The sequence below is a fragment of the Phenylobacterium hankyongense genome (assembly GCF_003254505.1).
Lineage (GTDB): Bacteria > Pseudomonadota > Alphaproteobacteria > Caulobacterales > Caulobacteraceae > Phenylobacterium > Phenylobacterium hankyongense.
This window is the reverse complement of sequence record NZ_QFYP01000001.1, coordinates 1,546,303-1,570,203: the sequence shown is the minus strand read 5'-3', so window position 1 is coordinate 1,570,203 and position 23,901 is coordinate 1,546,303. Positions and strand designations below refer to the sequence as shown.

General features: G+C 69.7%; 23 protein-coding genes, 2 tRNA genes and 1 pseudogene. 11 read left to right on the top strand and 15 right to left on the bottom strand.

Annotated features, from left to right (window positions below):
* Positions 1-83: 83 nt before the first annotated feature.
* The 3 genes from rpsA to aroA form a co-directional block, all read right to left on the bottom strand.
* The gene (rpsA, locus tag DJ021_RS07575) at positions 84-1,793 is read right to left on the bottom strand and encodes a 30S ribosomal protein S1 (RefSeq protein ID WP_111456963.1); all 1,710 of its coding nucleotides are present in this window, start codon (positions 1,791-1,793) and stop codon (positions 84-86) included.
* A gap of 155 nt (positions 1,794-1,948) precedes the next feature.
* Positions 1,949-2,623: a (d)CMP kinase gene (gene cmk / locus DJ021_RS07570; protein ID WP_111456962.1), complete on the bottom strand. Its 675-nt coding sequence runs from the start codon at positions 2,621-2,623 to the stop codon at positions 1,949-1,951.
* Positions 2,620-3,960, bottom strand: coding sequence for a 3-phosphoshikimate 1-carboxyvinyltransferase (aroA, locus tag DJ021_RS07565; RefSeq protein WP_111456961.1), 1,341 nt, complete (start codon positions 3,958-3,960; stop codon positions 2,620-2,622). Before aroA ends, cmk begins: the two co-directional genes overlap by 4 nt.
* A 120-nt stretch (positions 3,961-4,080) precedes the next feature.
* Here aroA and DJ021_RS07560 point away from each other — a divergent pair, with 120 nt between their 5' ends.
* A complete protein-coding gene (locus DJ021_RS07560; protein ID WP_111456960.1) occupies positions 4,081-4,542 on the top strand; it encodes a TIGR02300 family protein in 462 nt (153 codons plus the stop codon).
* A gap of 119 nt (positions 4,543-4,661) precedes the next feature.
* Positions 4,662-4,737 (top strand) — tRNA-Ala (locus tag DJ021_RS07555).
* Between the two features lie 43 nt (positions 4,738-4,780).
* On the opposite strand, the gene DJ021_RS18845 is transcribed toward DJ021_RS07555, so the two are convergent.
* Positions 4,781-4,948, bottom strand: coding sequence for a hypothetical protein (locus tag DJ021_RS18845; protein WP_165837142.1), 168 nt, complete (start codon positions 4,946-4,948; stop codon positions 4,781-4,783).
* 70 nt (positions 4,949-5,018) lie between these two features.
* On the opposite strand from DJ021_RS18845, the pseudogene DJ021_RS07550 reads away from it, so the two are divergent.
* The 5 genes and pseudogenes from DJ021_RS07550 to DJ021_RS07530 all read left to right on the top strand — a co-directional run.
* Positions 5,019-5,297: pseudogene (locus tag DJ021_RS07550) on the top strand (HAD-IC family P-type ATPase); the annotation flags it as partial.
* An 89-nt stretch (positions 5,298-5,386) separates the two neighbouring features.
* Positions 5,387-6,079, top strand: a complete 693-nt coding sequence (locus DJ021_RS07545; RefSeq protein ID WP_111456959.1) for an acyltransferase — start codon at positions 5,387-5,389, stop codon at positions 6,077-6,079.
* Positions 6,076-6,786 carry a hypothetical protein gene (locus DJ021_RS07540; RefSeq protein WP_133254965.1) on the top strand — a complete coding sequence of 237 codons (711 nt, stop codon included), beginning with the start codon at positions 6,076-6,078 and terminating at the stop codon, positions 6,784-6,786. Before DJ021_RS07545 ends, DJ021_RS07540 begins: the two co-directional genes overlap by 4 nt.
* A 98-nt stretch (positions 6,787-6,884) precedes the next feature.
* Positions 6,885-7,307 carry an Hsp20 family protein gene (locus DJ021_RS07535; protein ID WP_111456957.1) on the top strand — a complete coding sequence of 141 codons (423 nt, stop codon included), beginning with the start codon at positions 6,885-6,887 and terminating at the stop codon, positions 7,305-7,307.
* A 106-nt stretch (positions 7,308-7,413) separates the two neighbouring features.
* Positions 7,414-7,671 carry a DUF1150 family protein gene (locus DJ021_RS07530; protein ID WP_111456956.1) on the top strand — a complete coding sequence of 86 codons (258 nt, stop codon included), beginning with the start codon at positions 7,414-7,416 and terminating at the stop codon, positions 7,669-7,671.
* A 94-nt stretch (positions 7,672-7,765) separates the two neighbouring features.
* On the opposite strand, the gene DJ021_RS07525 is transcribed toward DJ021_RS07530, so the two are convergent.
* From DJ021_RS07525 to DJ021_RS07505, 5 genes are all read right to left on the bottom strand, one after another.
* The gene (locus tag DJ021_RS07525; RefSeq protein WP_111456955.1) at positions 7,766-8,242 is read right to left on the bottom strand and encodes a PTS sugar transporter subunit IIA; all 477 of its coding nucleotides are present in this window, start codon (positions 8,240-8,242) and stop codon (positions 7,766-7,768) included.
* A 71-nt stretch (positions 8,243-8,313) separates the two neighbouring features.
* Positions 8,314-8,940 carry a ribosome hibernation-promoting factor, HPF/YfiA family gene (hpf, locus tag DJ021_RS07520; RefSeq protein WP_111456954.1) on the bottom strand — a complete coding sequence of 209 codons (627 nt, stop codon included), beginning with the start codon at positions 8,938-8,940 and terminating at the stop codon, positions 8,314-8,316.
* 32 nt (positions 8,941-8,972) lie between these two features.
* Positions 8,973-9,596, bottom strand: a complete 624-nt coding sequence (locus DJ021_RS07515; RefSeq protein WP_111456953.1) for an exopolysaccharide biosynthesis protein — start codon at positions 9,594-9,596, stop codon at positions 8,973-8,975.
* A 59-nt stretch (positions 9,597-9,655) separates the two neighbouring features.
* A complete protein-coding gene (gene rpoN / locus DJ021_RS07510) occupies positions 9,656-11,149 on the bottom strand; it encodes an RNA polymerase factor sigma-54 (RefSeq protein ID WP_111456952.1) in 1,494 nt (497 codons plus the stop codon).
* Positions 11,150-11,227: 78 nt separating this feature from the next.
* Positions 11,228-11,959 carry a glutathione S-transferase family protein gene (locus DJ021_RS07505; RefSeq protein ID WP_111456951.1) on the bottom strand — a complete coding sequence of 244 codons (732 nt, stop codon included), beginning with the start codon at positions 11,957-11,959 and terminating at the stop codon, positions 11,228-11,230.
* Between the two features lie 88 nt (positions 11,960-12,047).
* Between DJ021_RS07505 and DJ021_RS07500 the strand changes: the two genes are divergently transcribed.
* On the top strand, positions 12,048-12,773 hold the full coding sequence (locus DJ021_RS07500) for a helix-turn-helix transcriptional regulator (RefSeq protein ID WP_111456950.1): 726 nt from the start codon (positions 12,048-12,050) through the stop codon (positions 12,771-12,773).
* On the opposite strand, the gene lptB is transcribed toward DJ021_RS07500, so the two are convergent.
* From lptB to DJ021_RS07475, 5 genes are all read right to left on the bottom strand, one after another.
* Positions 12,766-13,491 (bottom strand): LPS export ABC transporter ATP-binding protein, encoded by a 726-nt coding sequence (lptB, locus tag DJ021_RS07495; RefSeq protein WP_111459018.1) that lies wholly within the window; start codon positions 13,489-13,491, stop codon positions 12,766-12,768. The genes DJ021_RS07500 and lptB overlap by 8 nt on opposite strands.
* Positions 13,492-13,543: 52 nt before the next feature.
* Positions 13,544-14,116 carry an LptA/OstA family protein gene (locus DJ021_RS07490; protein WP_111456949.1) on the bottom strand — a complete coding sequence of 191 codons (573 nt, stop codon included), beginning with the start codon at positions 14,114-14,116 and terminating at the stop codon, positions 13,544-13,546.
* 13 nt (positions 14,117-14,129) lie between these two features.
* A complete protein-coding gene (gene lptC, locus DJ021_RS07485) occupies positions 14,130-14,732 on the bottom strand; it encodes an LPS export ABC transporter periplasmic protein LptC (protein ID WP_111456948.1) in 603 nt (200 codons plus the stop codon).
* A gap of 30 nt (positions 14,733-14,762) precedes the next feature.
* Positions 14,763-15,380 carry a ribonuclease D gene (locus tag DJ021_RS07480; RefSeq protein ID WP_111456947.1) on the bottom strand — a complete coding sequence of 206 codons (618 nt, stop codon included), beginning with the start codon at positions 15,378-15,380 and terminating at the stop codon, positions 14,763-14,765.
* 97 nt (positions 15,381-15,477) lie between these two features.
* Positions 15,478-15,564 (bottom strand) — tRNA-Leu (locus DJ021_RS07475).
* 156 nt (positions 15,565-15,720) lie between these two features.
* Between DJ021_RS07475 and DJ021_RS07470 the strand changes: the two genes are divergently transcribed.
* The gene (locus DJ021_RS07470) at positions 15,721-16,698 is read left to right on the top strand and encodes a complex I NDUFA9 subunit family protein (RefSeq protein ID WP_111456946.1); all 978 of its coding nucleotides are present in this window, start codon (positions 15,721-15,723) and stop codon (positions 16,696-16,698) included.
* A gap of 193 nt (positions 16,699-16,891) precedes the next feature.
* Here DJ021_RS07470 and DJ021_RS07465 read toward each other — a convergent pair whose 3' ends face one another.
* Positions 16,892-17,695 carry an undecaprenyl-diphosphate phosphatase gene (locus DJ021_RS07465; RefSeq protein WP_111456945.1) on the bottom strand — a complete coding sequence of 268 codons (804 nt, stop codon included), beginning with the start codon at positions 17,693-17,695 and terminating at the stop codon, positions 16,892-16,894.
* A gap of 210 nt (positions 17,696-17,905) precedes the next feature.
* On the opposite strand from DJ021_RS07465, the gene DJ021_RS07460 reads away from it, so the two are divergent.
* Positions 17,906-19,354 (top strand): NAD(P)-dependent oxidoreductase, encoded by a 1,449-nt coding sequence (locus tag DJ021_RS07460; protein ID WP_111456944.1) that lies wholly within the window; start codon positions 17,906-17,908, stop codon positions 19,352-19,354.
* Positions 19,355-19,359: 5 nt separating this feature from the next.
* On the top strand, positions 19,360-23,895 hold the full coding sequence (gene gltB / locus DJ021_RS07455; protein ID WP_111456943.1) for a glutamate synthase large subunit: 4,536 nt from the start codon (positions 19,360-19,362) through the stop codon (positions 23,893-23,895).
* Positions 23,896-23,901: the final 6 nt, after the last annotated feature.

Here is a 23,901-nt window from a genome sequence, read left to right as displayed (position 1 = left end):
GGCGTGCAAACCGCGCCGCCAAAAAGAAAACGGCGGACCGGTTTCCCGATCCGCCGCTTCGTCACGTCCTCAGCTGAGGGTGACTATTCCTTCTGGGCCTTCTCGCGCAGAGCCGCGCCCAGGATGTCGCCCAGCGAAGCGCCGCTGTCCGACGAGCCGAACTTCTCGATGGCCTGCTTCTCTTCGACCATTTCGAGCGACTTGATCGACAGCGAGACGCGGCGCGCGGCCTTGTCCACGTTGGTGATCTGGGCGTCGACCCGGTCGCCGACGGCGAACCGTTCCGGCCGTTGGTCGGCGCGGTCGCGCGACAGGTCCGACTTGCGGATGAAGGCGCTCATCGGGGCATCGTCCTCGCCGAAGCGGACTTCGATGCCGCCCGAGGTGACCTCGGTCACCACCACGGTGACGGTCTGGCCCTTGCGGAAGCTGTCGCCCTGCATCGGGTCGCCGGCCAGCTGCTTGATGCCGAGGGAGATGCGCTCCTTCTCGACGTCGACGTCCAGCACGCGGGCCTTGACCATGTCGCCCTTGTTGTAGCGGGCGATGGCTTCTTCACCCGGCGCGGCCCAGTCCAGGTCGGACAGGTGCACCATGCCGTCGATGTCGTTGTCCAGGCCGATGAACAGGCCGAACTCGGTGGCGTTCTTGACCTCGCCTTCGACCGTCGAGCCGACCGGATGGGTGGCCACGAAGGCGTCCCACGGGTTGGCCATGGCCTGCTTGAGGCCCAGCGACACGCGGCGCTTGGACGGATCGACGTCCAGGACCACGACTTCCACTTCCTGCGAGGTGGAGACGATCTTGCCCGGGTGGACGTTCTTCTTGGTCCAGGACATTTCCGAGACGTGCACCAGACCCTCGACGCCGGCTTCCAGCTCCACGAAGGCGCCGTAGTCGGTGATGTTGGTGATCCGGCCGGTGAACTTCGCGCCCACCGGGTACTTGGCTTCCACGCCGTCCCAGGGATCGGACTGCAGCTGCTTCATGCCGAGCGAGATGCGCTGGGTGTCGGGGTTGATCTTGACGATCTGCACCTTGACCGTGTCGCCCACCGCCAGCACCTGGCTCGGGTGGTTGACGCGCTTCCAGCTCATGTCGGTGACGTGCAGCAGGCCGTCGATGCCGCCCAGGTCCACGAACGCGCCGTAGTCGGTGATGTTCTTGACCACGCCTTCGCGGACTTCGCCTTCCTGCAGCTGGGAGACCAGCTCGGTGCGCTGTTCGGCGCGGGCTTCTTCCAGGATGGCGCGGCGCGAGACGACGATGTTGCCGCGCGGGCGGTCCATCTTGAGGATCGCGAACGGCTGCTCGCGGCCCATCAGCGGGCCAACGTCGCGCACCGGGCGGATGTCGACCTGCGAGCCCGGCAGGAAGGCCGAGGCGCCGCCGAGGTCGACGGTGAAGCCGCCCTTCACGCGGCCGACGATGGAGCCCATCACCGGCTCGTTGCGCTCGTAGACGGCTTCCAGGCGCGTCCAGGCTTCCTCGCGGCGGGCCTTGTCGCGGCTCAGCACCGCTTCGCCCATGGCGTTCTCGACGCGCTCGAGGAAGACCTCGACGGTGTCGCCGACCTTGAGGTTGGCGGGCTTGCCGTCTTCGCCGCCGAATTCCTTCAGGGGCACGCGGCCTTCGGTCTTCAGGCCGACATCGATGATCGCGATGTCCTTCTCGATCGCCACGACCTTGCCGTGGACAACCTGGCCTTCCATGAAGTCACGGCCGCCGAGGGACTCGTCGAGCAGGGCGGAGAAATCGTCGCGGGTGGGATTGAGGCTCATATCGTCAGCCATGGGAATCTTTCGTCTTCAAATGACGGGGGGCCCGTGCGCCAAGGGCGTCGGACGGAGTCCCTACGTCGGGTTAGGGGTTGAACCGAAGGCGCGGGGAATACCTCGCGCTTAAATGAAGTCTGCCCGCAGCCGTGCGAGGGAAAGGCGCGGGTGGATTAGCTCTGCCGGGATTTCTCCCAGCGGGCGCGCGCCGCCTCGACGATGCGGCGGGCCGCATCGGCGGCTTGGTCTATAGTCATTTCAGAGGTGTCCAGCAAGACGGCGTCGGCGGCGGGCCGCATGGGGGCGGCGTCGCGGCCGCCGTCGCGGGCGTCGCGTCTATGGATGTCTTCCAGCACGTCGGCAAGCTCGACGCGCTCACCCTGGGCGGTCAGCTGCTTCCAGCGACGCTCGGCGCGGACCTCCGGCGAGGCGGTGACGTAGAGCTTGGCCGGGGCGTCGGGGGCGATCACCGTGCCGATGTCGCGGCCGTCGAGCACCGCGCCGCCCTCCTGGCTGGCGAAGGTGCGCTGGAAGTCCATCAGCGCCCCGCGGACCCGCGGATGGATGGCCACCCGGCTGGCCGCCTCGCCCGCCGCACGGGTGCGGCAGGCGGGGTCGTCCAGGAGGTCGGAGGTCAGGATCGCGGCCGCCGCGGCGGCGGCCTCGTGGTCGTCCAGGTCCTCGCTGGCCCGCTGCATCAGCACGCCCACGGCGCGGTAGAGCAGGCCGGTGTCCAGCACCGGCAGGCCGTAGGCGGCGCCCAGGCGGGTGGCGATCGTCCCCTTGCCGGAGGCGGCCGGGCCGTCGACCGCGATCACGAAGTTCGGGTTGGGCGCCTGTTCCTTCATGCGGCCGGGCGCTCGTCGTCGATCTCGCCGCCCAGGCCGCGCATCAGCGCCACGAAGCCGGGGAAGCTGGTGGCGATCATGCCGGGCTCGTCCACCGCGATCGGCTGCTCGGCGGCGAGGCCCATGATCAGGTGGGACATGGCGATGCGGTGGTCCCCGTGGGTGGTGACCCGCGCCCCGCCGGTCACCGCGTGGTTGCCGCGCACGCAGCCGATCACCGTCATGCCCTCCGGCTCCTCCTCGACGCCGACCCCGCAGGCGGCGAGGCCCGCGGCCATCAGGGCGATGCGGTCGCTCTCCTTGACCCGCATCTCGCCGATGCCGCGCATCACCGTGCGGCCTTCGGCGAAGGCGGCGGCCACCGCCAGGATCGGATATTCGTCGATCATCGAGGGCGCGCGCTCGGCCGGCACCTCGACGCCGGTCAGCTGCGAATAGCGGGCGGTGAGGTCGGCGACCGTCTCCCCGCCCTCGTCGCGGACGTTGGTCACCGAGATGTCGGCGCCCATCTCGCCCAGGGTGTCGAGCAGGCCGATGCGCAGCGCGTTGAGCAGCATGCCTTCCACGGTCACCTCGGAGCCGGGGGTGATCAGCGCCGCCACCAGCGGGAAGGCGGCGGAGGACGGATCGCCCGGCACCCGCACCGTGGTCCCGGTCAGCCGCTGGCCGCCGGCCAGCAGGATGCGCCGGCCGCCGTTCTCTTCGAACACCTCAACCTCGGCGCCGAAGGCCCGCAGCATGCGCTCGGTGTGGTCGCGGGTGGGCTCGGGCTCGAACACCTCGGCCCCCCCGTCGGCGTGCAGCCCGGCCAGCAGGACCGCCGACTTCACCTGGGCCGAGGGCTCGGGCAGGCGGTAGGCGATGCGTTTCAGCCCGCCGCCCTTCAGGGTCAGCGGCAGGCGGCCGCCGGACCGCGAGATCCAGGTGGCGCCCATCTCGCCGAGCGGCTTCAGCACCCGGTTCATCGGCCGGCCGCGCAGGGAGGCGTCGCCGGTGAAGGTGGCGGAGAGCTCGAAGCCGGCGGCCGCGCCCATCACCAGCCGCACGCCGGTGCCGGCGTTGCCGCAGTCGACCACGTCCGTCGGCTCGGCGAAGCCGCCCTGGCCGTCCACCCGCCAGCGGCCTTCGCCCAGCCGCTCCACGCGCGCGCCGAAGCTCGCCATCGCCGCGGCGGTGCGCTTGACGTCATCGCCTTCCAGGAGGCCTTCGATGTCGGTTGCGCCGTTCGCCAGCGCGCCCAGGATCAGCGCCCGGTGCGAGATCGACTTGTCCCCGGGCGCCCGCACACGGCCTCTGAGAGGTCCGGTGCGCCTGGCGGTCAGTCCAGCCGCGGTCATATTGAAAATCGAGCCTCCGCAGGCCGCCGGTTCACGAGGGGGATTGCTTTTGACAGTCGCTCCCGCGCGTGGCAAGGGAGCCCGCTTTCGCAAAACCGCCGTTTTAGAGGGTCGTCGCCTTTGGCCAATCCCGAGCTGGGCTCCAAACAGATTTGCCCCCACTGCCAAGCGAAGTTCTACGACCTCAGCAAGCGTCCGGCGCACTGCCCGAAGTGCGGCACCGAATTCGATCCTGACGAGGCCGTTCGCAATCGCCGGGTCCGCGCCCGCGCCGTGGTTCCCGAGCCTGAGGTCGAAGAAGATCAGGTGAAGGGCAAGGCGGACGACGCCGAGGACGAAGAAGAAGAAGATATCGGCGCGCCGGAACTGGACGAGGTGGCGGACGAACCGCCGCTCGCCACCGACGACGACGAGGACACCGCCGAACCGGGCGTGGCGCCCGTCGCCGACGACCTGGGCGAGTTCACGGACGACGAAGAAGTCGAAGACGACGCCGACGTGCCCTTCCTGGAGGAAGAGGACGACGACGACTTCGACGACGAGATCGAAGGCCTCCCAGAGGAGGGCGACGAGGACCGCTGATCGGCTTCGATCGGCGGTGTGGCGAAAAAGCCCAAACCCGGGCTTGATCGCGCCACGTGCTTTGAATAGGTTCCGCGCCTTCCCGGGGGGCGACAAACGTCCTGGGAACCCGAGACCTCGGGGCTATAGCTCAGCTGGTAGAGCGCTTGAATGGCATTCAAGAGGTCAGCGGTTCGACTCCGCTTAGCTCCACCATGAAGGCCCGACGGTAACCCGTCGGGCCTTCGCCTTTTCCGGCCTACTGCAGCTTCATCCGCACGAAGGCCATGGCCCCGGCCGGATCGGCGCCGTAGGCGGCCGTCAGCCCTGAGGGGATGAAGTTCACCGCATAGAGGCCGCCCAGGCCGAAGGTGACGTGCTCGGAGATCCGCCAGTCGCGGATCGCGCCCAGGGACGCCTTGGCCACCGTGTAGACCGGGCCGTGGTGGCCGCCGACGGTGGTCAGCTCGTCGTTGTCGGTCCGCTAGGCGCGGGCGATGCTGACCGGCGACAACCGGGCCACGGCCCTGGCGGTCGCCCGCAAGCTCGGCATCGAGGATGTCGAGGCGGAGGTGCTGCCGCAGGACAAGGCCGCGGTCGTCCAGCGGCTGCGCGCCGAGGGCCGCCGCGTCGCCATGGCCGGCGACGGGGTCAACGACGCCCCGAGCCTCGGCCTGACGCTCTCGCCGGAAGTGGCGGCCCTGGCCATGGCGCTGTCGTCGGTGAGCGTCATCGGCAACGCCCTGCGCCTGCGCGGCGCGCGCCTGGACGGCTAGGGCGGACCCGCGTTTCGGGTCTGCAAAGGCCGCGCTTCGATGCTACGGGTCGAACGGGGCGTTGTGGGCCCGGGCGAGCAAGAGCATCGATGCCGGTCGAATTTGCGAGGCCAGACACCGTTCTGGAACTGGAAAGCGAGGTCGAGGGTCGGATCCTGATCCATGGCCGGGGCAACACGCTGAGGATCGGTAAAAACGTCGTACTGACGGCGAGCATCTGGTTGCAGGGCGACGGCGGCCTGGTCGAAATCGGCGACGGCTGCAACATCAATGGCATGATCCGCACCCTGCGGGGGGACGGCGGCGTGCTGCGCATCGGTCGCGGCACCACCATCAACGCGGCCGGCATCTCGATGCACGAGACCGGCGAGATCAACATCGGCGAAGACTGCATGTTCTCCACCGACATCCATATGGACGTCAGCGACATGCATCCGATTTACGACCGCGCGACCGGGCGGCGGATTAATCCGGCCCGGTCGATTACGATTGGCGACCACGTCTGGCTCGGGACCCGGGTCCTCGTCACCAAGGGCGCCGTCATCGGGGCCGGCGCCGTCATCGGGGCGGGTTCGATGGTGGTGGGCGAAATCCCCCCCAACGTCATTGCGGCCGGCACGCCCGCCCGGGTGATGCGGACCGGAGTGGAATGGCGGCGCGAGTTCGTGGAGCATATAGATCCGGTCGCGGATCCACGGCCGTCAGGCTTCAGGGCGTGGCTTAACCGTGTCATACCCCTGCGACCGAAGGCCAGCACCAACCCAAGGATCTTCCGCGCGTGAAAGCGACCTTGCTCATCCTCTCAAGCGCCGCCGTCGCGCTCGCGGTCGCGGGGTGCGAGAAGCCAAAGCCACGACCTGGGCAGCCCGGGCAGGCGACGCCGGCGGCGACGGCCCCCGCAGGCCCCGCCAGCGAACGGCCGGGCCCGGCCCGCTGGAACGCCCAGACCGGCGCCTTCGAGCTGAACGGCAAGCCGGTGAAGACCATCAAGCAGTGGACCTTCGACAACGCCACCGACGGCTTCACCATGGGCGGCGGCGTCCTGGGCCTGGAGCCCGGCGGCGGCCTGCACGTCACCGACCAGCGGTTCGACCCGATGGTGCTCTCGCCCAAGGGGCTGCAGGTGAACGGCGCGCGCAATCCGATCGTCCTGGTGCGCCTGACCCGCAGGAAGGCCGGCGGCCTGTGGTCGGGGGTGCTCTACTACGCCACCACCCAGCACGGCACGGCCGAACAGTTCATCGGGCTGCCGCTGGATCGCAAGGACCCGGCGGTGAACGAGACGGTGACGCTGGTCTACAACATGGCCAAGCCGGCGGCCGGCGGGGACGACTGGACCAACTCGACGATCGACCAGCTCCGGTTCGACCCCGACGACCAGCTGGGCGGCGAGTTCGTGATCCACCAGGTGGCGATCGGCGAAAATCCCGATCCCGCCGCGCCGCTCGGCCCGCCCGCGCCCGCGCCCGCGCCCACCCCTGCGCATTGAAAGTTCGCCCGCGGGCTCCCAAATAGTCCTTGTCCGGTCGAGCCGCGCCGCTGCCGGGCGGCCCAGCCGGAGAGTCGCTTCCTTGAGGACTCTGAAGGATGAACCGGTCGATACTCTTCGACAGCCCGTTCCTGCTGGGCTTCGAGCACACCCGTAGCCTGATCGAGCGCGCCGCCAAGGCGGCCGCCGAGAGCTATCCCCCCTACAACGTAGAGGATACGGGCGAGGGGAGCCTGCGCATCACGCTCGCTGTCGCCGGCTTCACGCCGGACCAGCTCACCGTCACCGTGGAGGACCGCCAGCTCGTGGTGGCCGGCAAGCGGGACGGCGACACGGCCCGGCCCGAGGAGGCCTATCTCCACCGCGGCATCGCCGCGCGGGGCTTCATCCGAAGCTTCGTCCTTGCCGATGGCATGGTGGTGGACGCCGCGACCCTGGAGCACGGCCTGCTCCACATCGACCTCGCGCGGCCGCAGCCGGAGAGGCGGATCACCACCATCCCGATCCGCTCCGCAGGTTGAAGGGCGTGGCCGGTCAAATCATGGCGTGCGGATTGTCCGGCGTCATTCCCCCGAACGGTCGGCTGAACCGGCGTCCGTTCGACGCGTTGAGTTTTTGGAGGTGGTCATGATGACACCCGTATTGACGACTGAAGCGTTCGCCGCCCTGGGCGCCCCGAACCTTGTTTATGTCCGCCCCGTAAAGGCGGCCGAGATCCTGGCGAGCGTGCCGTCGTCCCAGGTGCAGGGGTTCGAGCTCGATCCCGAGCAGACGCTCTATGCGGTGCATCGGGCCGATGGCGAACGCCTGGCGGTGCTGACCGATCGCGAGTCCGCGGTCGCCGCAGCCCTCGCCCATGAGCTGGCGCCGGTGTCGGTGCACTAGCTCTGCAACCAGTCCGCCCCTCCCCGGGCCGGGGAGGGCGTGAGCCGGCGCAAGCCGGCTTTTTTGTTGTCGGTCGGTGTTGGCGGCGCCGGGTCTAGGCGGCCGAGGAGCGGGCGGTGGCCCCGCCGTCCTGGACCAGGAGCGCATGGATGGCGTCGACCGTACGGGCCTGGCGCAGGTGCTCGCGCAGCTTCGGCTGACGCAGCAGCCGCGACACCCGGGCGAGCGCCCGCAAGTGCTCGGTGCCGGCGTCCTTGGGGGCGAACAGGGCGAAGATCAGGTCGACCGGCTGGTCGTCCACCGAATCGAATTCCACCGGCTGTTCCAGGCGCACGAACACGCCGCGCATGCGGTCCAGGCCCGTTAGGCGGGCATGCGGCGCGGCGACGCCGTGGCCGACGCCCGTGGACCCCGCCTGCTCGCGCTCGGTCAGGGCGTCGAGGGTGACCCCGGCGTCGAGGCCGAACGTACGGGCGGCGATCTCGGCGATCACCGCCAGGGTCTGGCGCTTGTTGGCCGCGCTGACGCGCAACACGATGCCGTTGCGATCAAGAAGTTCGCCGATGTTCATGGTTCTCTAAAAGCCCGCAACTTTACGGCCCGTGATCTAGCTGACCGTTGTGACGGATGTTCGAATTGCAATCAGGCGCTGTCGGTTCCGTCGGCCCTATCCCCGTTCGCCGATTTCGTCCGCTCCGGGTCAACCCAACCGATGTTGCCGTCCGGGCGGCGATATACCACGGCCAAGCCGCCGTGCGCGGCGTTGCGAAACACGATTGTTTGAGATTCGGTCAGGTCGAGCTCCATGACCGCCATCGAAACGGTCATCGTGCGGATCGGCTTCTCGGTCTCGGCGATGACCATCGGCTCCGGGAAGAGCTCGATCGATTCGTCGTCGTCCTCGTCCTCCGACAGGTCGGCGGACTGCAGGACGAAATAGGCGGCGGTCTCGGCCTGCTTGGCCTGCGCCTGCACGTGATGGTCCTTCAGGCGGCGCTTATAGCGTCGGATGCGCTTGTCCATCTTGGCGATGGCCGCGTCGAAGGCCACGTGGGCGTCGCCGCCGAGGCCGTGGGTGGTCAGCTGCTGGCCCGAGGCCAGGGTGACGGCGCAGTCGACCTTGAAGGAATGGCCTTCACGCAGGACGACGACGTCGGCGCCGCCGCCGCGGTCGAAGTATTTCCCTATGCTGGTGGAAAGTTCGTCGGCGATCCGCGTACGCAGGGCCTCGCCGAGTTCGACGTGTTTGCCGGTGATCTGAACTTGCATGACCGAATGAACGCGCGCGGCGCTGGAAGGTGTCAAGCCGCCGTGAATAGCGAAATCAGCTGGTGGGCGCCGCGGTTGATGATGCCCGCCGCCAGCACCAGGACGCCGACGCTGGCGCCCACCAGGGCGTAGCCGACCAGCGCCAGCAGGCCGTCGCGCTGGACCAGGGCCAGCGACAGCACGCTCACCGCCGCGGCCGGCAGGATGTTGCCGAGTGGGATCGGCAGGATCAGCACCAAGGCCAGCACGGTGCAGACGACGCCGATCAGCCGCTGGCCCACCGCACCGAACAGGAAGGCCAGCCGGGGCTTGGAGACCGCCTCCACCCGTTCCAGCCAGGGTAGGACGCGCGGCAGGCCCAGGCGCAGGTCGGCGGTGGCGATGCCGCGCCGGCGCACGTTCGCCGGCAGCCAGGCCACCCGGCCGCCGACGATCAACTGCGGCGCCAGCAGCACCAGCGGGGCGCCGAACAGGGTGGTGCTGCCCGGCGGCAGCGGCAGGGTGCAGATCAGGCCGAAGACCAGCAGCACGGCGCCGATGGCCCGGCCGCCGAACCGCTCCATGAGCTGTTCGACCGAGACGGTCGGCGCCTCCTGCCCGGCGAGGTCGCGCAGGATGGCGGAGAGCGGCTGACGGATTTCGGAGGCGGCGGACATGTCGCCGTTGATCTGGGCCTTGCGGGCCCCTGCGCCAAGGGTTTTCGCGGCCCGCGGACCTAGATCGCTTCCTTGAGCATCCGCCGGCGTTCCACCGAGGAGGGGATGCGCATGGCCTCGCGGTACTTGGCGACGGTGCGCCGGGCGATGTCGACGCCGGCTTCCTTGAGGATCTCCACGATCCGGTCGTCGGAATGCACGTCGGTGTCCCTAGCCTCGGCGTCGATCAGCTGGCGGATCTTGTGGCGCACGCTCTCGGCGGAGTGGGCCTCGCCGCCCTCGGTGGCCTGGATGGCCGAGGTGAAGAAGAACTTCATCTCGAACACGCCCCGCGGCGTGGCGATGTACTTGTTGGAGGTCACCCGGCTGACGGTGGATTCGTGCATGCCGATGGCGTCGGCGACGGTCTTCAGGTTCAGCGGCCGCAGGTGCTCGACGCCGTAGGCCAGGAAGCCGTCCTGCTGGCGCACGATCTCCGAGGAGACCTTGAGGATGGTCTTGGCCCGCTGGTCGAGGCTCTTCACCAGCCAGTTGGCCTGGGCCATGCACTCGGAGACGAAGGTCTTGTCCTGGTCGGAGCGGGCGACCGCGCTGACCCGGGCGTGGTAGCGCTGGTCGACCAGCAGCCGGGGCAGGGTCTCGGAATTGAGCTCCACGTGCCAGAGGCCGCCGGCGCTCTCGCGCACGAAGACGTCGGGGGCCACGGCCTGCACCGGCTCGCCGCCGAACGCCGCGCCGGGGCGCGGCGTCAGCGCCCGGAGCTCGGCGACCATGTCCTTGAGGTCCTCGTCGTCGACGCCGCAGGCCCGCTTCAGCGCGGTCATGTCGCGCCGCGCCAGCAGCGCCAGGTTGTCGAGCAGGGCGTCCATGGCCGGATCGAAGCGGTTGCGGTCCTTCAGCTGCAGCATCAGGCACTCGCGCACGTCGCGCGCCGCCACGCCGGTGGGCTCGAAGCCCTGGACCACCGCCAGCACCTTCTCGATCAGCGCCATGTCGCAGCCCAGCCGCTCGGCGATCTCGTCGAGGTCGGCGCGCAGGTAGCCGCCCTCGTCGACGGCGTCGATCAGCACGCGCGCCACCGCCGCCTCGGGGCCGGTGAGGCCGGCGACCGCCAGTTGGTCCTGCAGGTGCTCGGCGAGGGTCTTCTCGCGGGTCAGCGAGCCCTCCATGCCCTCGGCGTCACCGTCGAAGCCGCCGCCGCGGCCGGCCTTCGACCAGTCGATGGCGCCGCCCGCCTCGGCGGCCGGGGCTTCCGGGGTGTCGCCGGTGGCCCGTTCGCCGGGCGAGGAGTCGTCGTAGCTGGCGTCGAGGTCGGCGCGGGCCTCCGAATCCTCCACCCGATCGGTGGAAAGGTCGCTGGGCGCGACCGCCTCCGCCGTCGGCTCGGGCTCGGCCTCCTCGCGCTGCAACAGGGGGTTACGCTCGAGCTCCGTCTCGACGAACGCTTCGAGCTCCATGTTGGACAGCTGCAGCAGCTTGATGGCCTGCTGCAGCTGCGGCGTGATGACCAGACCCTGGCCCTGCCGAAGCTCCAAACGTGCGCCTAGCGCCAAGATAGCCCCCTCTGGCCTGTTTCTTGCTGGAGGCTAAGCTGTCGTTCCCCACCGATTGGTTAACCGCCGGCGTTTTGATCAGGCGAGCGCCGCTTCCGGCTGCTTTGTCGCGGCCCGCCAGGGGAACTCCGGATAGAACTGGGCCATCAGCCGGTCCCCATAGGCGACCAGGTTGGCGAAGCCCTCGGCCCGGGTCCGCAGCTCGGAGTCGAAATAGGGCGTCAGGATGAAGGCCAGGATGGCGAACACCGTGGCGTCGGCGCCGCAGGGCCGCGACCCCATCAGGTAGGGCCGGTCGTCCAGCAGCACCGACAGCGCCGCCAGGGAGCGCACGCCCAGCGCCACGATCTCCGCCTCCGAGTGCCGACCGACGCCGACGGCGCGCAGGTTGGCCCCGACCGCGGCCAGCACCTCGTCGCGCACCGCCGGCGGCGCGCCGGCGAAGAACTGCGCCGGGCCCTTGGCGAAGTTCTCCGGGATCAGCCAGCGGGCATGGACGCCGGTCCAGGCGAGGTGATTCTCGCACATCCGCTCGACGGCCCAGGCCTCCGCGCGCTGGCGGCTGTCGAGCCCTTCGTCGAAGTCGATCCCGTAGGTCCGCTCCAGGAAGCCGCGGATGAAGGTGGAATCGGCGATGCGCTCGCCGCCCGCGTCGATGAACGGCAGCTGGCCCTTGGGCGACTGCTCCCGCTGGCCGTGTTCCTTGCGATAGGCGAGGCCCGCCATCTTCAGCTGCACCTCGGTCTTGGTGACGTAGGGGCTGATCTCGGGAAGGCCGAAGCCGGCGCCGACGCCGTAGAGGATGATCATGGGGAAGCTCCGTCCGTGAGTTGACACAGGCGAAGGAGTAGCCCCCCCTCTGCCGCCAGCGTTCTGTCAGCAGAGTGGCGGGAGAGACATGCGGCGCGCCGACCGGCTGTTCCAGATCATCCAGGTGCTGCGGCGCGGCCGCGGGCCGGTGACCGCCGACGCCATCGCCGCGGAACTGGAGACCTCAAAGCGCACCGTCTACCGCGACATCGCCGACCTGATCGGCCAGCAGGTGCCGATCCGCGGCGAGGCGGGCGTCGGCTATGTGCTGGAGGGCGGCTACGACCTGCCGCCGCTGATGCTGACCGCCGAGGAGATCGAGGCGGCGGTGCTGGGAGCGCAATGGGTGGCCAGCCGCGGCGACCCGGCGCTGGCGCGGGCCGCGCAGGACCTGATCGCCAAGATCGGCGTCGCGGTGCCGGAGCGCCTGCGACCGCTGATCCTGGAGCCGGCCAGCGGCGCCGCGCCGAACTGGAACGCCCTGCCCGACCGGCTGGACATGGCCGCGGTGCGCCGCGCCATCCACGGCGCGCGCAAGATCAGCCTGACCTATCGCGACGAGCAGGAGCGCGAGAGCGAGCGGATCATCTGGCCGATCGCGGTCGGCTACCACGAGACCGTGCGGCTGCTGGTCGCCTGGTGCGAGCTACGCCGGGATTTCCGCACTTTCCGCACCGATCGGGTGGCCGGCGCGCAGTTCCTGGAGGAGCGCTATCCCGAGCGGCCGGCGACGCTGCGCGCTCGCTGGCGGAAGGCGAAGCTGGCGCAGGCCGAGGCCATGCGCGCCCAGTCGGTGACCGCGAAGGCTAGCTGAAGGTGTCGCCGAGGTAGACGCGGCGGACTTCCGGATCGTCGACGATCTCGTCCGGCCGGCCCTCGAACAGCACCTCGCCGGCGTGGATGATCGAGGCGCGGTCGATGATGTCCAGCGTCTCGCGCACGTTGTGGTCGGTGATCAGGATGCCGATGCCGCGCTTCTTCAGATAGGCGATCACCTCGCGGATGTCGGCGATGGCCAGCGGGTCGATCCCGGCGAAGGGCTCGTCCAGCAGCATGAACGACGGCTCGGAGGCCAGGGCGCGGGCGATCTCGACGCGGCGACGCTCGCCGCCGGACAGCGAGATGGCGGGGGCGTTGCGCAGGTGCTCGATATGCAGCTCCTCGAGGAGCTGGGTGACGATCTCGCGGGCCTTCTTGCGGTCTCGCTCGCGCAGCTCGACCACGGCCATGACGTTTTCGCCGACGGTCATGCCGCGGAAGATCGAGGTCTCCTGCGGCAGGTAGCCGACGCCCATGCGGGCGCGCTGGTACATCGGCTGGGCGGTGATGTCCTCGCCGTCGAGATAGATGGCGCCGTAGTCGGCCGGGATCAGGCCGGTGATCATGTAGAAACAGGTGGTCTTGCCGGCGCCGTTGGGGCCCAGCAGGCCCGCGACCTCGCCGCGCGCCAGGCGCAGCGACACGCCCTTGACCACCGGCCGGCCGCGGAACGACTTGCCGATATTGTCCACGACCAGGCCTTCGCCGACCAGTCCCGGGAGAACGGCGAAGCGTTCCTGCTTCAAGAGATCACCTGTTCCAGACCTACCGGCGCGCCGGTGATGGTTTCGTGTTCGACGAGTTGGCGTTGGCCTGGCTGGGATAGAAGACCCCGCGCGGCCGCTCGCCCTTGCGGCCCTTGGCGCCGCCCTGCATCTGACCTTGCCCGGTCTGGGTGTTGAACACCATCCGGCTGCCGCGCAGCACGTTCTGGCCCTGCACCGCCACCACGTCGCCGGTGATGGTGATGGTGGTGCTGCCGGCCTCGTAGACCGCGGCGTCGCCGTGCACGCGCTGTTGCGGGGTCACGTAGTAGACCGAGCCCTGGGCCTCCATCCGCTCCATATCGCCGCAGGCCGGCCCCTGTGCGCCGGGCTTGGCCCCGCCGATGTGGTTGTAGATCGTCAGCACGTCGGCGCGCAGCCGGGCAGTGTCCTGCAGGGCCTCGGCGTTGCCGCGCCAGATCGCCTGGCACTTGTTGTTCACCACCTCCAGCTCATCGGCGGTGATGTCGACCGGGGACTTGGAGTTGGTGGCCAGTTGCTGCGCAGCCACGGGGCCGCCCAGCAGCGCGAGCGCTGCGGCCACCATCGTCGGGAAAAGGCTCTTCAATCGCATCAGCCGCCTGCTTCTATTTCGAGTCGAGGCGGGTGTGGACGCCGCCTTTGAAGATCATCCGCTCGCCTTTGCCGTACACGCCATAGGACTTTGCGGTGATTTCTCCAAGCGACCCAGAACCTTGAATAGGACCTGAACCGACCAGTTCCCCGGTCTTGGTGTCGAACAGCGAGGCTGCGGTGTCGAACGCCGCCTTGGCCCCGGAGAGCCGTACGCCGCCGTGCACCTCGAGCTTGCCGTCGCCTTCATTGTAGACGCCTTCGTGCGCCGTGACGCGCAGTGGATCGGTCCCCTCCTCGTCGAGCACGAGGGCCGGGTGGTCGAGGAGCACCCGCTGGTACTCCTGGGGATCGCGGGTGGCGGTGACCGCGGTCAACAGGAAGGCCCGGCCCTTGTCGTCGCGGCCGACAAAGCGCGGATTCACCAGCCGAATCGGCGCGTTGGTGTCCTTGGGCGGCGGCGGCTCGGCGCCGAAGGTGTTGTAGGCCACCGCCCCGGCCATGCCGGCGAAGATCAGGAAGATGCTCACCGGCAGGGCGATGCGCAGCAGGCGGATGAGGCGCGAGCGGCGGCGCCAGCGCGCGAATCCCGCCCGGCGGTCCGGGGCGGCGATCATGGAAAGGTCTTGGGCCGTCACAGGGCGGCCTCAGGTATGGGCGAAGATGTCGACGTCTTCCCACCCGGCGACGTCGAGCAGGGACCGGTGCGGCAGGAACTCGAAGCAGGCGCGGGCGAGGCCGTCGCGCCCCTCGCGCGCCAGCATGTCGTCGAGCCGGGACCGCAGCGCATGCAGGTGCAGGACGTCGGAGGCGGCGTAGGCGACCTGTTCCTCGGACAGCTTGGCCGCGCCCCAGTCGGAGCTCTGCTGGGCCTTGGAGAGGTCGATGCCGACCAGTTCCCGCGTCACGTCCTTCAGCCCATGGCGGTCGGTGTAGGTCCGCGCCAGCTTGGAGGCGATCTTGGTGCAGTAGACCGGCGTCGTCACCACCCCGAGATGAAGCCAGAACATGGCGATATCGAAGCGGCCGTAGTGGAAGATCTTGGTCACCGCCGGATCGGTGAGCAGCCGCTTCAGGTTGGGGGCGTCATAGGTGGTGCGGTCCAGTTGCACCACGTGGGCGTCGCCGCCGCCGTCGGAGAGCTGCACCACGCACAGCGGGTCGCGCCCGAGCCGCAGGCCCATGGTCTCCGAATCGATCGCGACGGCGGTGGCGTTGGCCAAGGCGTCGGCCGGCAGATCGCCCTGATGCAGATAGGTCGTCACGTCTCTGTACGCTCGCTCCGGCCCATCCCGGCTCTCCACTATAGAGAGAGGGATGGCGCCCAGGAAAGGACTGCCGAAGCGCGTCGTCTACAATCGATGGTGCCCAGGAAAGGACTCGAACCTTCACGGCCGTTAAGCCACTGGCACCTGAAGCCAGCGCGTCTACCAATTCCGCCACCTGGGCCCGATCCACCGGATCGCGCGAGGGCGCTTCCTTAAAGCGCCGCCCCGGCCCGGTCAACGGCGCTCCGCGAGGTTTAGCCAAGTCTCATTGCGGCTCGGGGCCGCATCGTCTATCCGCACCCTCCTGGACCTCTCGAACGGCAGCCGGCGCTCACCTATGCAGAACCTAGTCACCGTCTTCGGCGGATCGGGCTTCATCGGGGCCCAGACTGTGCGCCAGCTCGCCAAGGCCGGCTGGCGGATCCGGGTGGCGATCCGCAATCCCAACCTCGGCTACGCCATGCGGCTGCACGGCGACGTGGGCCAGATCGACGTGGTGCAGGCCAACGTCCGCAACGAAGCCTCCGTGCGCCGGGCGCTGGAGGGGGCCACCGCGGCGGTGAACCTGGTCGGCGTGCTCTACGAGGCCGGCCGCCAGGGCTTCCAGGCCGTGCACGTCATGGGCGCCAAGACCGTCGCCGAGGCCGTGCGCGCCGAGGGGATCCCCCGGCTGGTGCAGATGTCGGCCCTGGGCGCCGACCCGGCCGCCGCCTCCAAGTACGCCCGCACCAAGGCCGAGGGGGAGCTGGCGGCGCGCGACGCGGTCCCCGGCGCCGTGGTGGTCCGCCCGTCGATCGTCTTCGGATCCGAGGACCACTTCTTCAACCGCTTCGCGGCCCTGGCGGCGGTGAGCCCGGCGCTGCCGCTGATCGGCGGCGGGAAAACCCGCTTCCAGCCGGTGTTCGTGGGCGACGTCGGCAAGGCGATCGCCCGCCTGGCCAGCGACCCGGCCGCGGCCGGCCAGACCTATGAGCTGGGCGGGCCGGCGACGTTCACCTTCCGCGAGCTGATGGAGATGATGCTGAGGGAGACCGGCCGCCGCCGCCTGCTGGCGCCGGTGCCCTTCCCGGTCGCCCGCCTGCTGGGCGCCGTGGGCGATCTCGCCGCGGGCGTCGTCGCGCCGCCGATCACCGCCGACCAGGTGGAGCTGCTGAAGACCGACAACGTGGTCAGCGGCGCCTATCCGGGCCTCCCCGACCTCGGAATCACGCCGACCACCGTGGAATCGGTGCTGCCGACCTACCTCTACCGCTACCGCCGCGGCGGCCAGTACGCCGACCAGGAAGACCGCGAGATGGCCGCCGAACGGGCCTGAGGCCTCTCATTTCCACTTAGCTGTCATCCCGAAAGCCGTGGGGCGGCTGTCCGGGATAAACCTTATTCGCCATCACCCGGCTTGTCCGGGTGACCCATCCCCACGCCGTTCTTCACCAGCTGAGGCGCTCGCCTTGGGCTGGGTGGCCCGGACGAGCCGGGCCATGACGAGGAGCGGGGGACCGCAGCGCCGATCAGCCCCGCAGCGCCAGCAGGCCCAGGCCGACGGCCCCGACCAGGATCCGGAACCAGCCGAACGGCGCGAGGCCGCGGCGCGAGATGATCGCCAGCATCGCCTTGATCACCGCCAGCGCGACCACGAACGACACCACGAAACCGACCGCGATCAGCTCGATGTTGGTGGTGGCCAACTGACCGCGGCTCTTCCAGGCGTCGACGGCGAAGGCCCCGGCCATGGTCGGGATCGCCAGGAAGAACGAGAATTCCGCGGCCGCGCGCTTGTCGACGCCCATCAGCATCGAGCCGACGATGGTGGCCCCGGACCGCGAGGTGCCGGGAATAACCGCCAGGCATTGGAAGAGGCCGATCACGAAAGCGGTGGCGAGCGGCAGCTTCATCGGATCGTTGCGCGTGGGCGCCGGGACGACGCGGTCGATCACCAGCAGGACCAGGCCGCCGAGGATCAGCGAGACGCACTGCACTCGCGGGCTGTCGAACAACACGCTCTTGATGAAGTCGTGCAGCAGCAGGCCGACCACGGCGGCCGGCAGGAAGGCGACCAGCACGCTGAGCACGAAGCGGCGGGCCTGCTTGTCGTGCGGCAGCCGCAGCAGCACGCCCCAGAGCCGCCCGAAGTAGAGCACCACCACCGCCAGGATCGCGCCCAGCTGGATCAGCACGCAGAAGGTGTCCCAGAAGCCGTCCGGCAAGCCCATCGCCGTCTTGGCCAGCAACAGCATCCCCGTCGACGAGACCGGAATGAACTCCGTCAGCCCTTCGATGACGCCTAGGACGACGGCGTAGATCCAGTCCGACACAGCACTCTCCAAGGCGGCGGCAAGCGGTCAGAAGATAGCAATTATGGTGAAAAATATGTTCATCCTGAAATTGGACTAATATCGGAGCGGGTCCTGCTTAAGCTCTGGGCGTCCGCCGCTGGCGGCGAAGTTGTAGTCTTGGAATTGGACCATCTGCTTTCCTGCTCGTCGCCACGCCTCTAAATGGCGGCTGCGGAAGGAGCCTCGTCCATGGCCGAGCGGATGCTGAAGTTCACGACCACACCCCGGACGACGCCGTCGAAGCGCGCGGCGGACGCGCGCACCGGCGACTTCCACGAGATCTATGCGGACTTCATCGACGCCAAGGCCTCCGAGCAGGCCTCGCGCTGCTCGCAGTGCGGCGTGCCGTTCTGTCAGACCCATTGTCCGCTGCACAACAACATCCCCGACTGGCTGCGGATGACCGCTCAGGGCCGGCTGCAGGAAGCCTACGCCCTCTCCCAGGCGACCAATTCCATGCCGGAGATCTGCGGCCGCATCTGCCCGCAGGACCGGCTGTGCGAGGGCAACTGCGTCATCGAACAGTCCGGCCACGGCACCGTGACCATCGGCGCGGTGGAGAAGTACCTGAGCGACAAGGCCTGGGAGGAAGGCTGGGTCCAGCCCCTGCTCGCCGGCGCCGACCGCGGCCAGTCGGTGGGGATCGTCGGCGCGGGCCCGGCCGGCCTCGCCGCCGCCGAGCGGCTGCGCGAGCTGGGCTACGCGGTCACCGTCTACGACCGCCACGACCGCGCCGGCGGCCTGCTGATCTACGGCATCCCCGGCTTCAAGCTGGAGAAGGAGGTCGTCGAGCGCCGCACCCGCCGGCTGGCCGACGGCGGCATCGAATTCCGGCTGAACTTCGAGGTCGGCCGCGACGCCACCCTCGCCGAGCTGCGCGCGCGCCACGACAGCGTCCTGGTCGCCACCGGGGTCTACAAGCCCCGCGACCTCGCCGTGCCGGGCGCGGGCTCGGAAGGCGTCGTGCCGGCGCTGGACTATTTGATCGCCTCCAACCGCCAGGGCCTGGGCGACCGGGTGCCGGACTACGAAAGCGGCCGGCTGAACGCCGCGGGCCGGCACGTGGTGGTGGTGGGCGGCGGCGACACCGCCATGGACTGCGTGCGCACCGCCGTGCGCCAGGGCGCCGCCTCGGTCACCTGCCTCTACCGCCGCGACAAGGCCAACATGCCGGGCTCGGCCCGCGAGGTGGCCCACGCCGAGGAAGAGGGCGTGGTGTTCGAATGGCTGGCCGCGCCGCGGGCGGTGAGCGGCGAGGCGCTGAAGGCTGCGGGCGTCCGCGCCGTGCGCATGCGCCTGGGCCCGCCCGACGCGTCCGGGCGCCAGGCGCCGGAGGAGGTCGAGGGCGCGGACTTCGACCTCAAGGCCGACCTGGTCATCAAGGCCCTGGGCTTCGACCCCGAGGACCTGCCCACGGCCTTTGCCGCGGACGAGCTCAAGGTCACCCGCTGGGGCACGCTGAAGGCCGACTTCCGCAGCATGATGACCTCGCTGCCCGGCGTGTTCGCCGCCGGCGACATCGTGCGTGGGGCGAGCCTGGTGGTCTGGGCGATCCGCGACGGCCGCGATGCGGCCGAGGCCATGCACCGATACCTCGAAGCCCAGACCGGCGCCGACGCGCTGATGGCGGCGGAGTGAGCCCGATGGACGAAACCCAGCTCTACCTTTCCAACCGCCAGAAGCTGATCGACGGCGGCGCCTACGATCCCTCCAGCGAGCGCGACGCCTGCGGCGTCGGCCTGGTCTGCGCCATCGACGGCAAGCCGCGCCGCGAGGTGGTGGAGCTGGCGATCCGCGCGCTGAAGGCGGTCTGGCACCGCGGCGCCGTGGACGCCGACGGCAAGACCGGCGACGGCGCCGGCGTGCTGGTCTCCGTGCCGCAGGACTTCTTCGCCGACCAGGTGGCGCGCATCGGCCACAAGGTGCGGCCGGGCCCGATCGCCGTGGGCCAGGTCTTCCTGCCGCGCACCGACCTGGCCGCCCAGGAGACCGCCCGGACCATCGTCGAGGCGGAGGCCCTGCGCTTCGGCTTCTACATCTACGGCTGGCGCCAGGTGCCCACCGACAACCGGGTGATCGGCGAGAAGGCCAACGCCACCCGTCCCGAGATCGAGCAGATCATGCTCTCGCCGCCCGCCGGCATGGAGGGCGAGGCGCTGGAGCGCGCGCTGTTCCTGTGCCGCAAGCGCATCGAGAAGCGCGTCGCCCAGGCCAACATCCAGCACTTCTACATCTGCTCCCTGTCGGCCCGGTCGCTGATCTACAAGGGGATGTTCCTCGCCGAGCACATCGACGAGTTCTACCCAGACCTGACCGACCCGCGGTTCACCGCCGCCGTCGCCGTGTTCCACCAGCGCTATTCCACCAACACCTTTCCGGAGTGGCGGCTGGCGCAGCCGTTCCGGATGCTGGCCCACAACGGCGAGATCAACACCTTGAAGGGCAACGTGGGCTGGATGAAGTCCCACGAGATCCGCATGGCGGCCCAGGCCTTCGGCGAGCTCGGCGACGACGTGAAGCCGGTGATCCAGCCGGGCGGCTCCGACTCGGCGGCGCTCGACAACACCTTCGAGGTGCTGGTCCGCGCCGGCCGCGACGCGCCGATGGCCAAGACCCTGCTGATCCCGGAGGCCTGGAACGGGCGCACCGAAGCTCAGATCAAGCGCTCGCACCGGGCGCTGTTCTCCTACTGCAACTCGGTGATGGAGCCCTGGGACGGGCCGGCCGCGGTCTGCGCCACCGACGGCCGCTGGGTCATCGCCGGCAAGGACCGCAGCGGGCTGCGGCCGCTGCGCGTCGCCCACACCTCCGACGGCCTGCTGATCGTCGGCTCGGAGGCCGGCATGTGCCGCGTCGAGGAGGCGCGCATCGTTCGCAAGGCGCACATCGCCCCCGGCCGGATGCTGGCCGTCGACCTGGTGGAAGGCCGGCTCTACGGCGAAGAGGAGATCATCGACCGCCTCGCCGCCCAGCACCCCTATGAGAAGTGGCTCGGCAACATCGTCGAGCTGGAAGAGCGCATCGGCCCCGGGCCGGAGCAGCGCCTGTGGGGCCGCGAGGAGCTGGTCCGCCGCCAGGCCGCCGCCGGCCTCAGCCTGGAAGACCTCGAGCTGATCCTCGCCCCGATGGTCGAGGACGCCAAGGAAGCGATCGGCTCGATGGGCGACGACACCCCGCTGGCGGTGCTGTCGAAGGACTATCGGCCGCTCAGCCACTTCTTCCGGCAGAACTTCAGCCAGGTGACCAACCCGCCGATCGACTCGCTGCGCGAGACCGGCGTCATGAGCCTGAAGACCCGGTTCAAGAACCTCGGCAACATCCTGGCCGAGGACGAGACCCAGACCGATGTCTTCGTGCTGAACTCGCCGGTGCTGACCACCGGCATGTACGAGCGCGTGGCCGGGGTGATCGGCGAGAAGAACGTCGCCGTCGTCGACTGCACCATGCCGATCCCGGCGGAGGAATCGCGGCCCGGCGACGCCCTGCGCGCCAACCTCGACCGCATCCGTTCGGAGGCCGAGGACGCCGCCCTGCGCGGCTGCTCGACCATCGTGCTGTCCGACCTGGCCACCGGGCCCGACCGGGTGGCCCTGCCGCTGATCCTGGCCACCGGCGGCGTCCACGCCTGGCTGGTGGGCAAGGGGCTGCGGTCCTACGTCTCGATCATCGTCCGCTCGGCCGAGTGCCTGGACACCCACTATTTCGCCGTCCTGGTCGGCGCTGGCGCCACGGCGATCAACGCCTACCTGGCGCAGGAGAGCTTCGTCGACCGGATGGAGCGCGGCCTCACCGGAGAGCTGTCGCTCCGCGAGCTGTGCGTGAACTACAAGACCGCCATCGAGACCGGCCTGCTGAAGATCATCGCCAAGATGGGCATCTCGGTGATCTCGTCCTACCGCGGCGGCCTGAACTTCGAGGCGGTCGGCCTGTCGCGCGCCCTGGTGGCCGAGTTCTTCCCCGGCATGCCGTCGCGCATCTCCGGCATCGGCCTGGCCGGCATCGAGTCCAAGGCCGTCGAGCTGCACCGCCGCGCCTGGGATCCGGCGGCGCTCAGCCTGCCGGTGGGCGGCTTCTACAAGGCGCGCCGGGCGGGCGAGGCCCACGCCTTCGAGGCGCGGATGATCCACACCCTGCAGGCCGCCTGCGACCGCGGCGACTACCAGGCCTACAAGCGCTTCTCCGAGGGCATGCGCACCCTGCCGACCATCCAGCTGCGCGACCTGCTGGACTGGCGGGCCGACGGCAAGGCCGTGCCGCTGGAGGAGGTCGAGAGCGTCAACGAGATCAGGAAGCGCTTCCTGACGCCGGGCATGAGCATGGGGGCGCTGAGCCCCGAGGCGCACGGCGTGCTCAACATCGCCATGAACCGGATCGGCGCCAAGTCGGTCTCTGGCGAGGGCGGCGAGGACTCCGCCCGCTACAAGCCGCTGCCGAACGGCGACAACCCCAACTCGGCCGTCAAGCAGATCGCCTCGGGGCGGTTCGGCGTCACCGCCGAGTACCTGAACCAGTGCCGCGAGATCGAGATCAAGGTCAGCCAGGGGGCGAAGCCGGGAGAAGGCGGCCAGCTGCCCGGCTTCAAGGTCACCGAGCTGATCGCCAAGCTGCGCCACGCCACCCCCGGCGTGATGCTGATCAGCCCGCCGCCGCACCATGACATCTATTCGATCGAGGACCTGGCCCAGCTCATCTACGACCTGAAGCAGATCAACCCGGACGCCCGGGTGACCGTGAAGCTGGTGGCGATGACCGGCATCGGGGCGATCGCCGCGGGCGTCGCCAAGGCCAAAGCAGACGTGATCCTGATCTCCGGCAACGTCGGCGGCACCGGCGCCTCGCCCCAGACCTCGATCAAGTACGCCGGCGGGCCGTGGGAGATGGGCCTGTCGGAGGCCAACCAGGTGCTGACCCTGAACAACCTGCGCCACTCGGTGCGGCTGCGCACCGACGGCGGCATCCGCACCGGCCGCGACGTGGTGATCGCCGCCATGCTGGGCGCGGAGGAGTTCGGCATCGGCACGGCCAGCCTGATCGCCATGGGCTGCATCATGGTCCGCCAGTGCCATTCCAACACCTGCCCGGTGGGGGTCTGCACCCAGGACGAGGCGCTGCGCGCGAAGTTCTCCGGCTCGCCGGAGAAGGTGATCAACCTCTTCACCTTCATCGCCGAGGAGGTCCGCGAGATCCTCGGCCAGCTGGGCGTGCGCTCGCTGCAGGACATCGTCGGGCGCACCGACCTCTTGATGCAGGTGTCGCGCGGCGGCGAGCACCTGGACGACCTCGACCTCAACCCGCTGCTGGTGAAGGCCGACCCGGGCCTCAACAAGTCCTACTGCACGGTGGCCGGCCGCAACGAGGTGCCCGACACCCTCGACGCCCAGATCGTCCGCGACGCCGCGCCCATGCTGGAGCGCGGCGAGAAGATGCAGCTCACCTACACGGTGCAGAACACCCAGCGGGCGATCGGCACGCGGACCTCCTCGCACATCGTGCGCAAGTTCGGCATGACCGGCCTCGCACCGGGCCACCTCACGGTGCAGCTGCGCGGCTCCGGCGGCCAGAGCCTGGGCGCCTTCGCCGTGCAGGGCCTGCGCATCGAGCTGACCGGCGAGGCCAACGACTACGTCGGCAAGGGCCTGTCCGGCGCGACCATCGTCATCCGCCCCTCCGGCCACCTGGCGCGGCCGGAGGCCAACGCCATCCTCGGCAACACCGTGCTCTACGGCGCGACCTCCGGGCGGCTGTTCGCCGCCGGCCTGGCGGGCGAGCGGTTCGCGGTGCGAAACTCCGGCGCCACCGCCGTGGTCGAGGGCTGCGGCGCCAACGGCCTCGAATACATGACCGGCGGCCAGGCGGTGATCCTCGGACCCGTCGGCTTCAACTTCGCCGCCGGGATGACCGGCGGGATGGCCTTCGTCTACGACGCCGACGGCAGCTTCCGCACCGCGCTCAATCCCGAGAGCGTGGTGGTCGGCCGCCTGGCCTCCAGCCACTGGGCCGGGGTCCTGCGCGACCTGGTCGAGGAGCACGCCCGCGAGACCGGGTCGGGCCTGGCCGACGAGCTGCTCCGCGACTGGGACCGGGCGCTGGAGCGGTTCTGGCAGGTGACCCCGAAGGAGATGGTCGGGCGCCTGACGCATGGGCTGGAGGCGGAGGAGTCGGCGCCCCTGCGCGCCTGAGCGCCA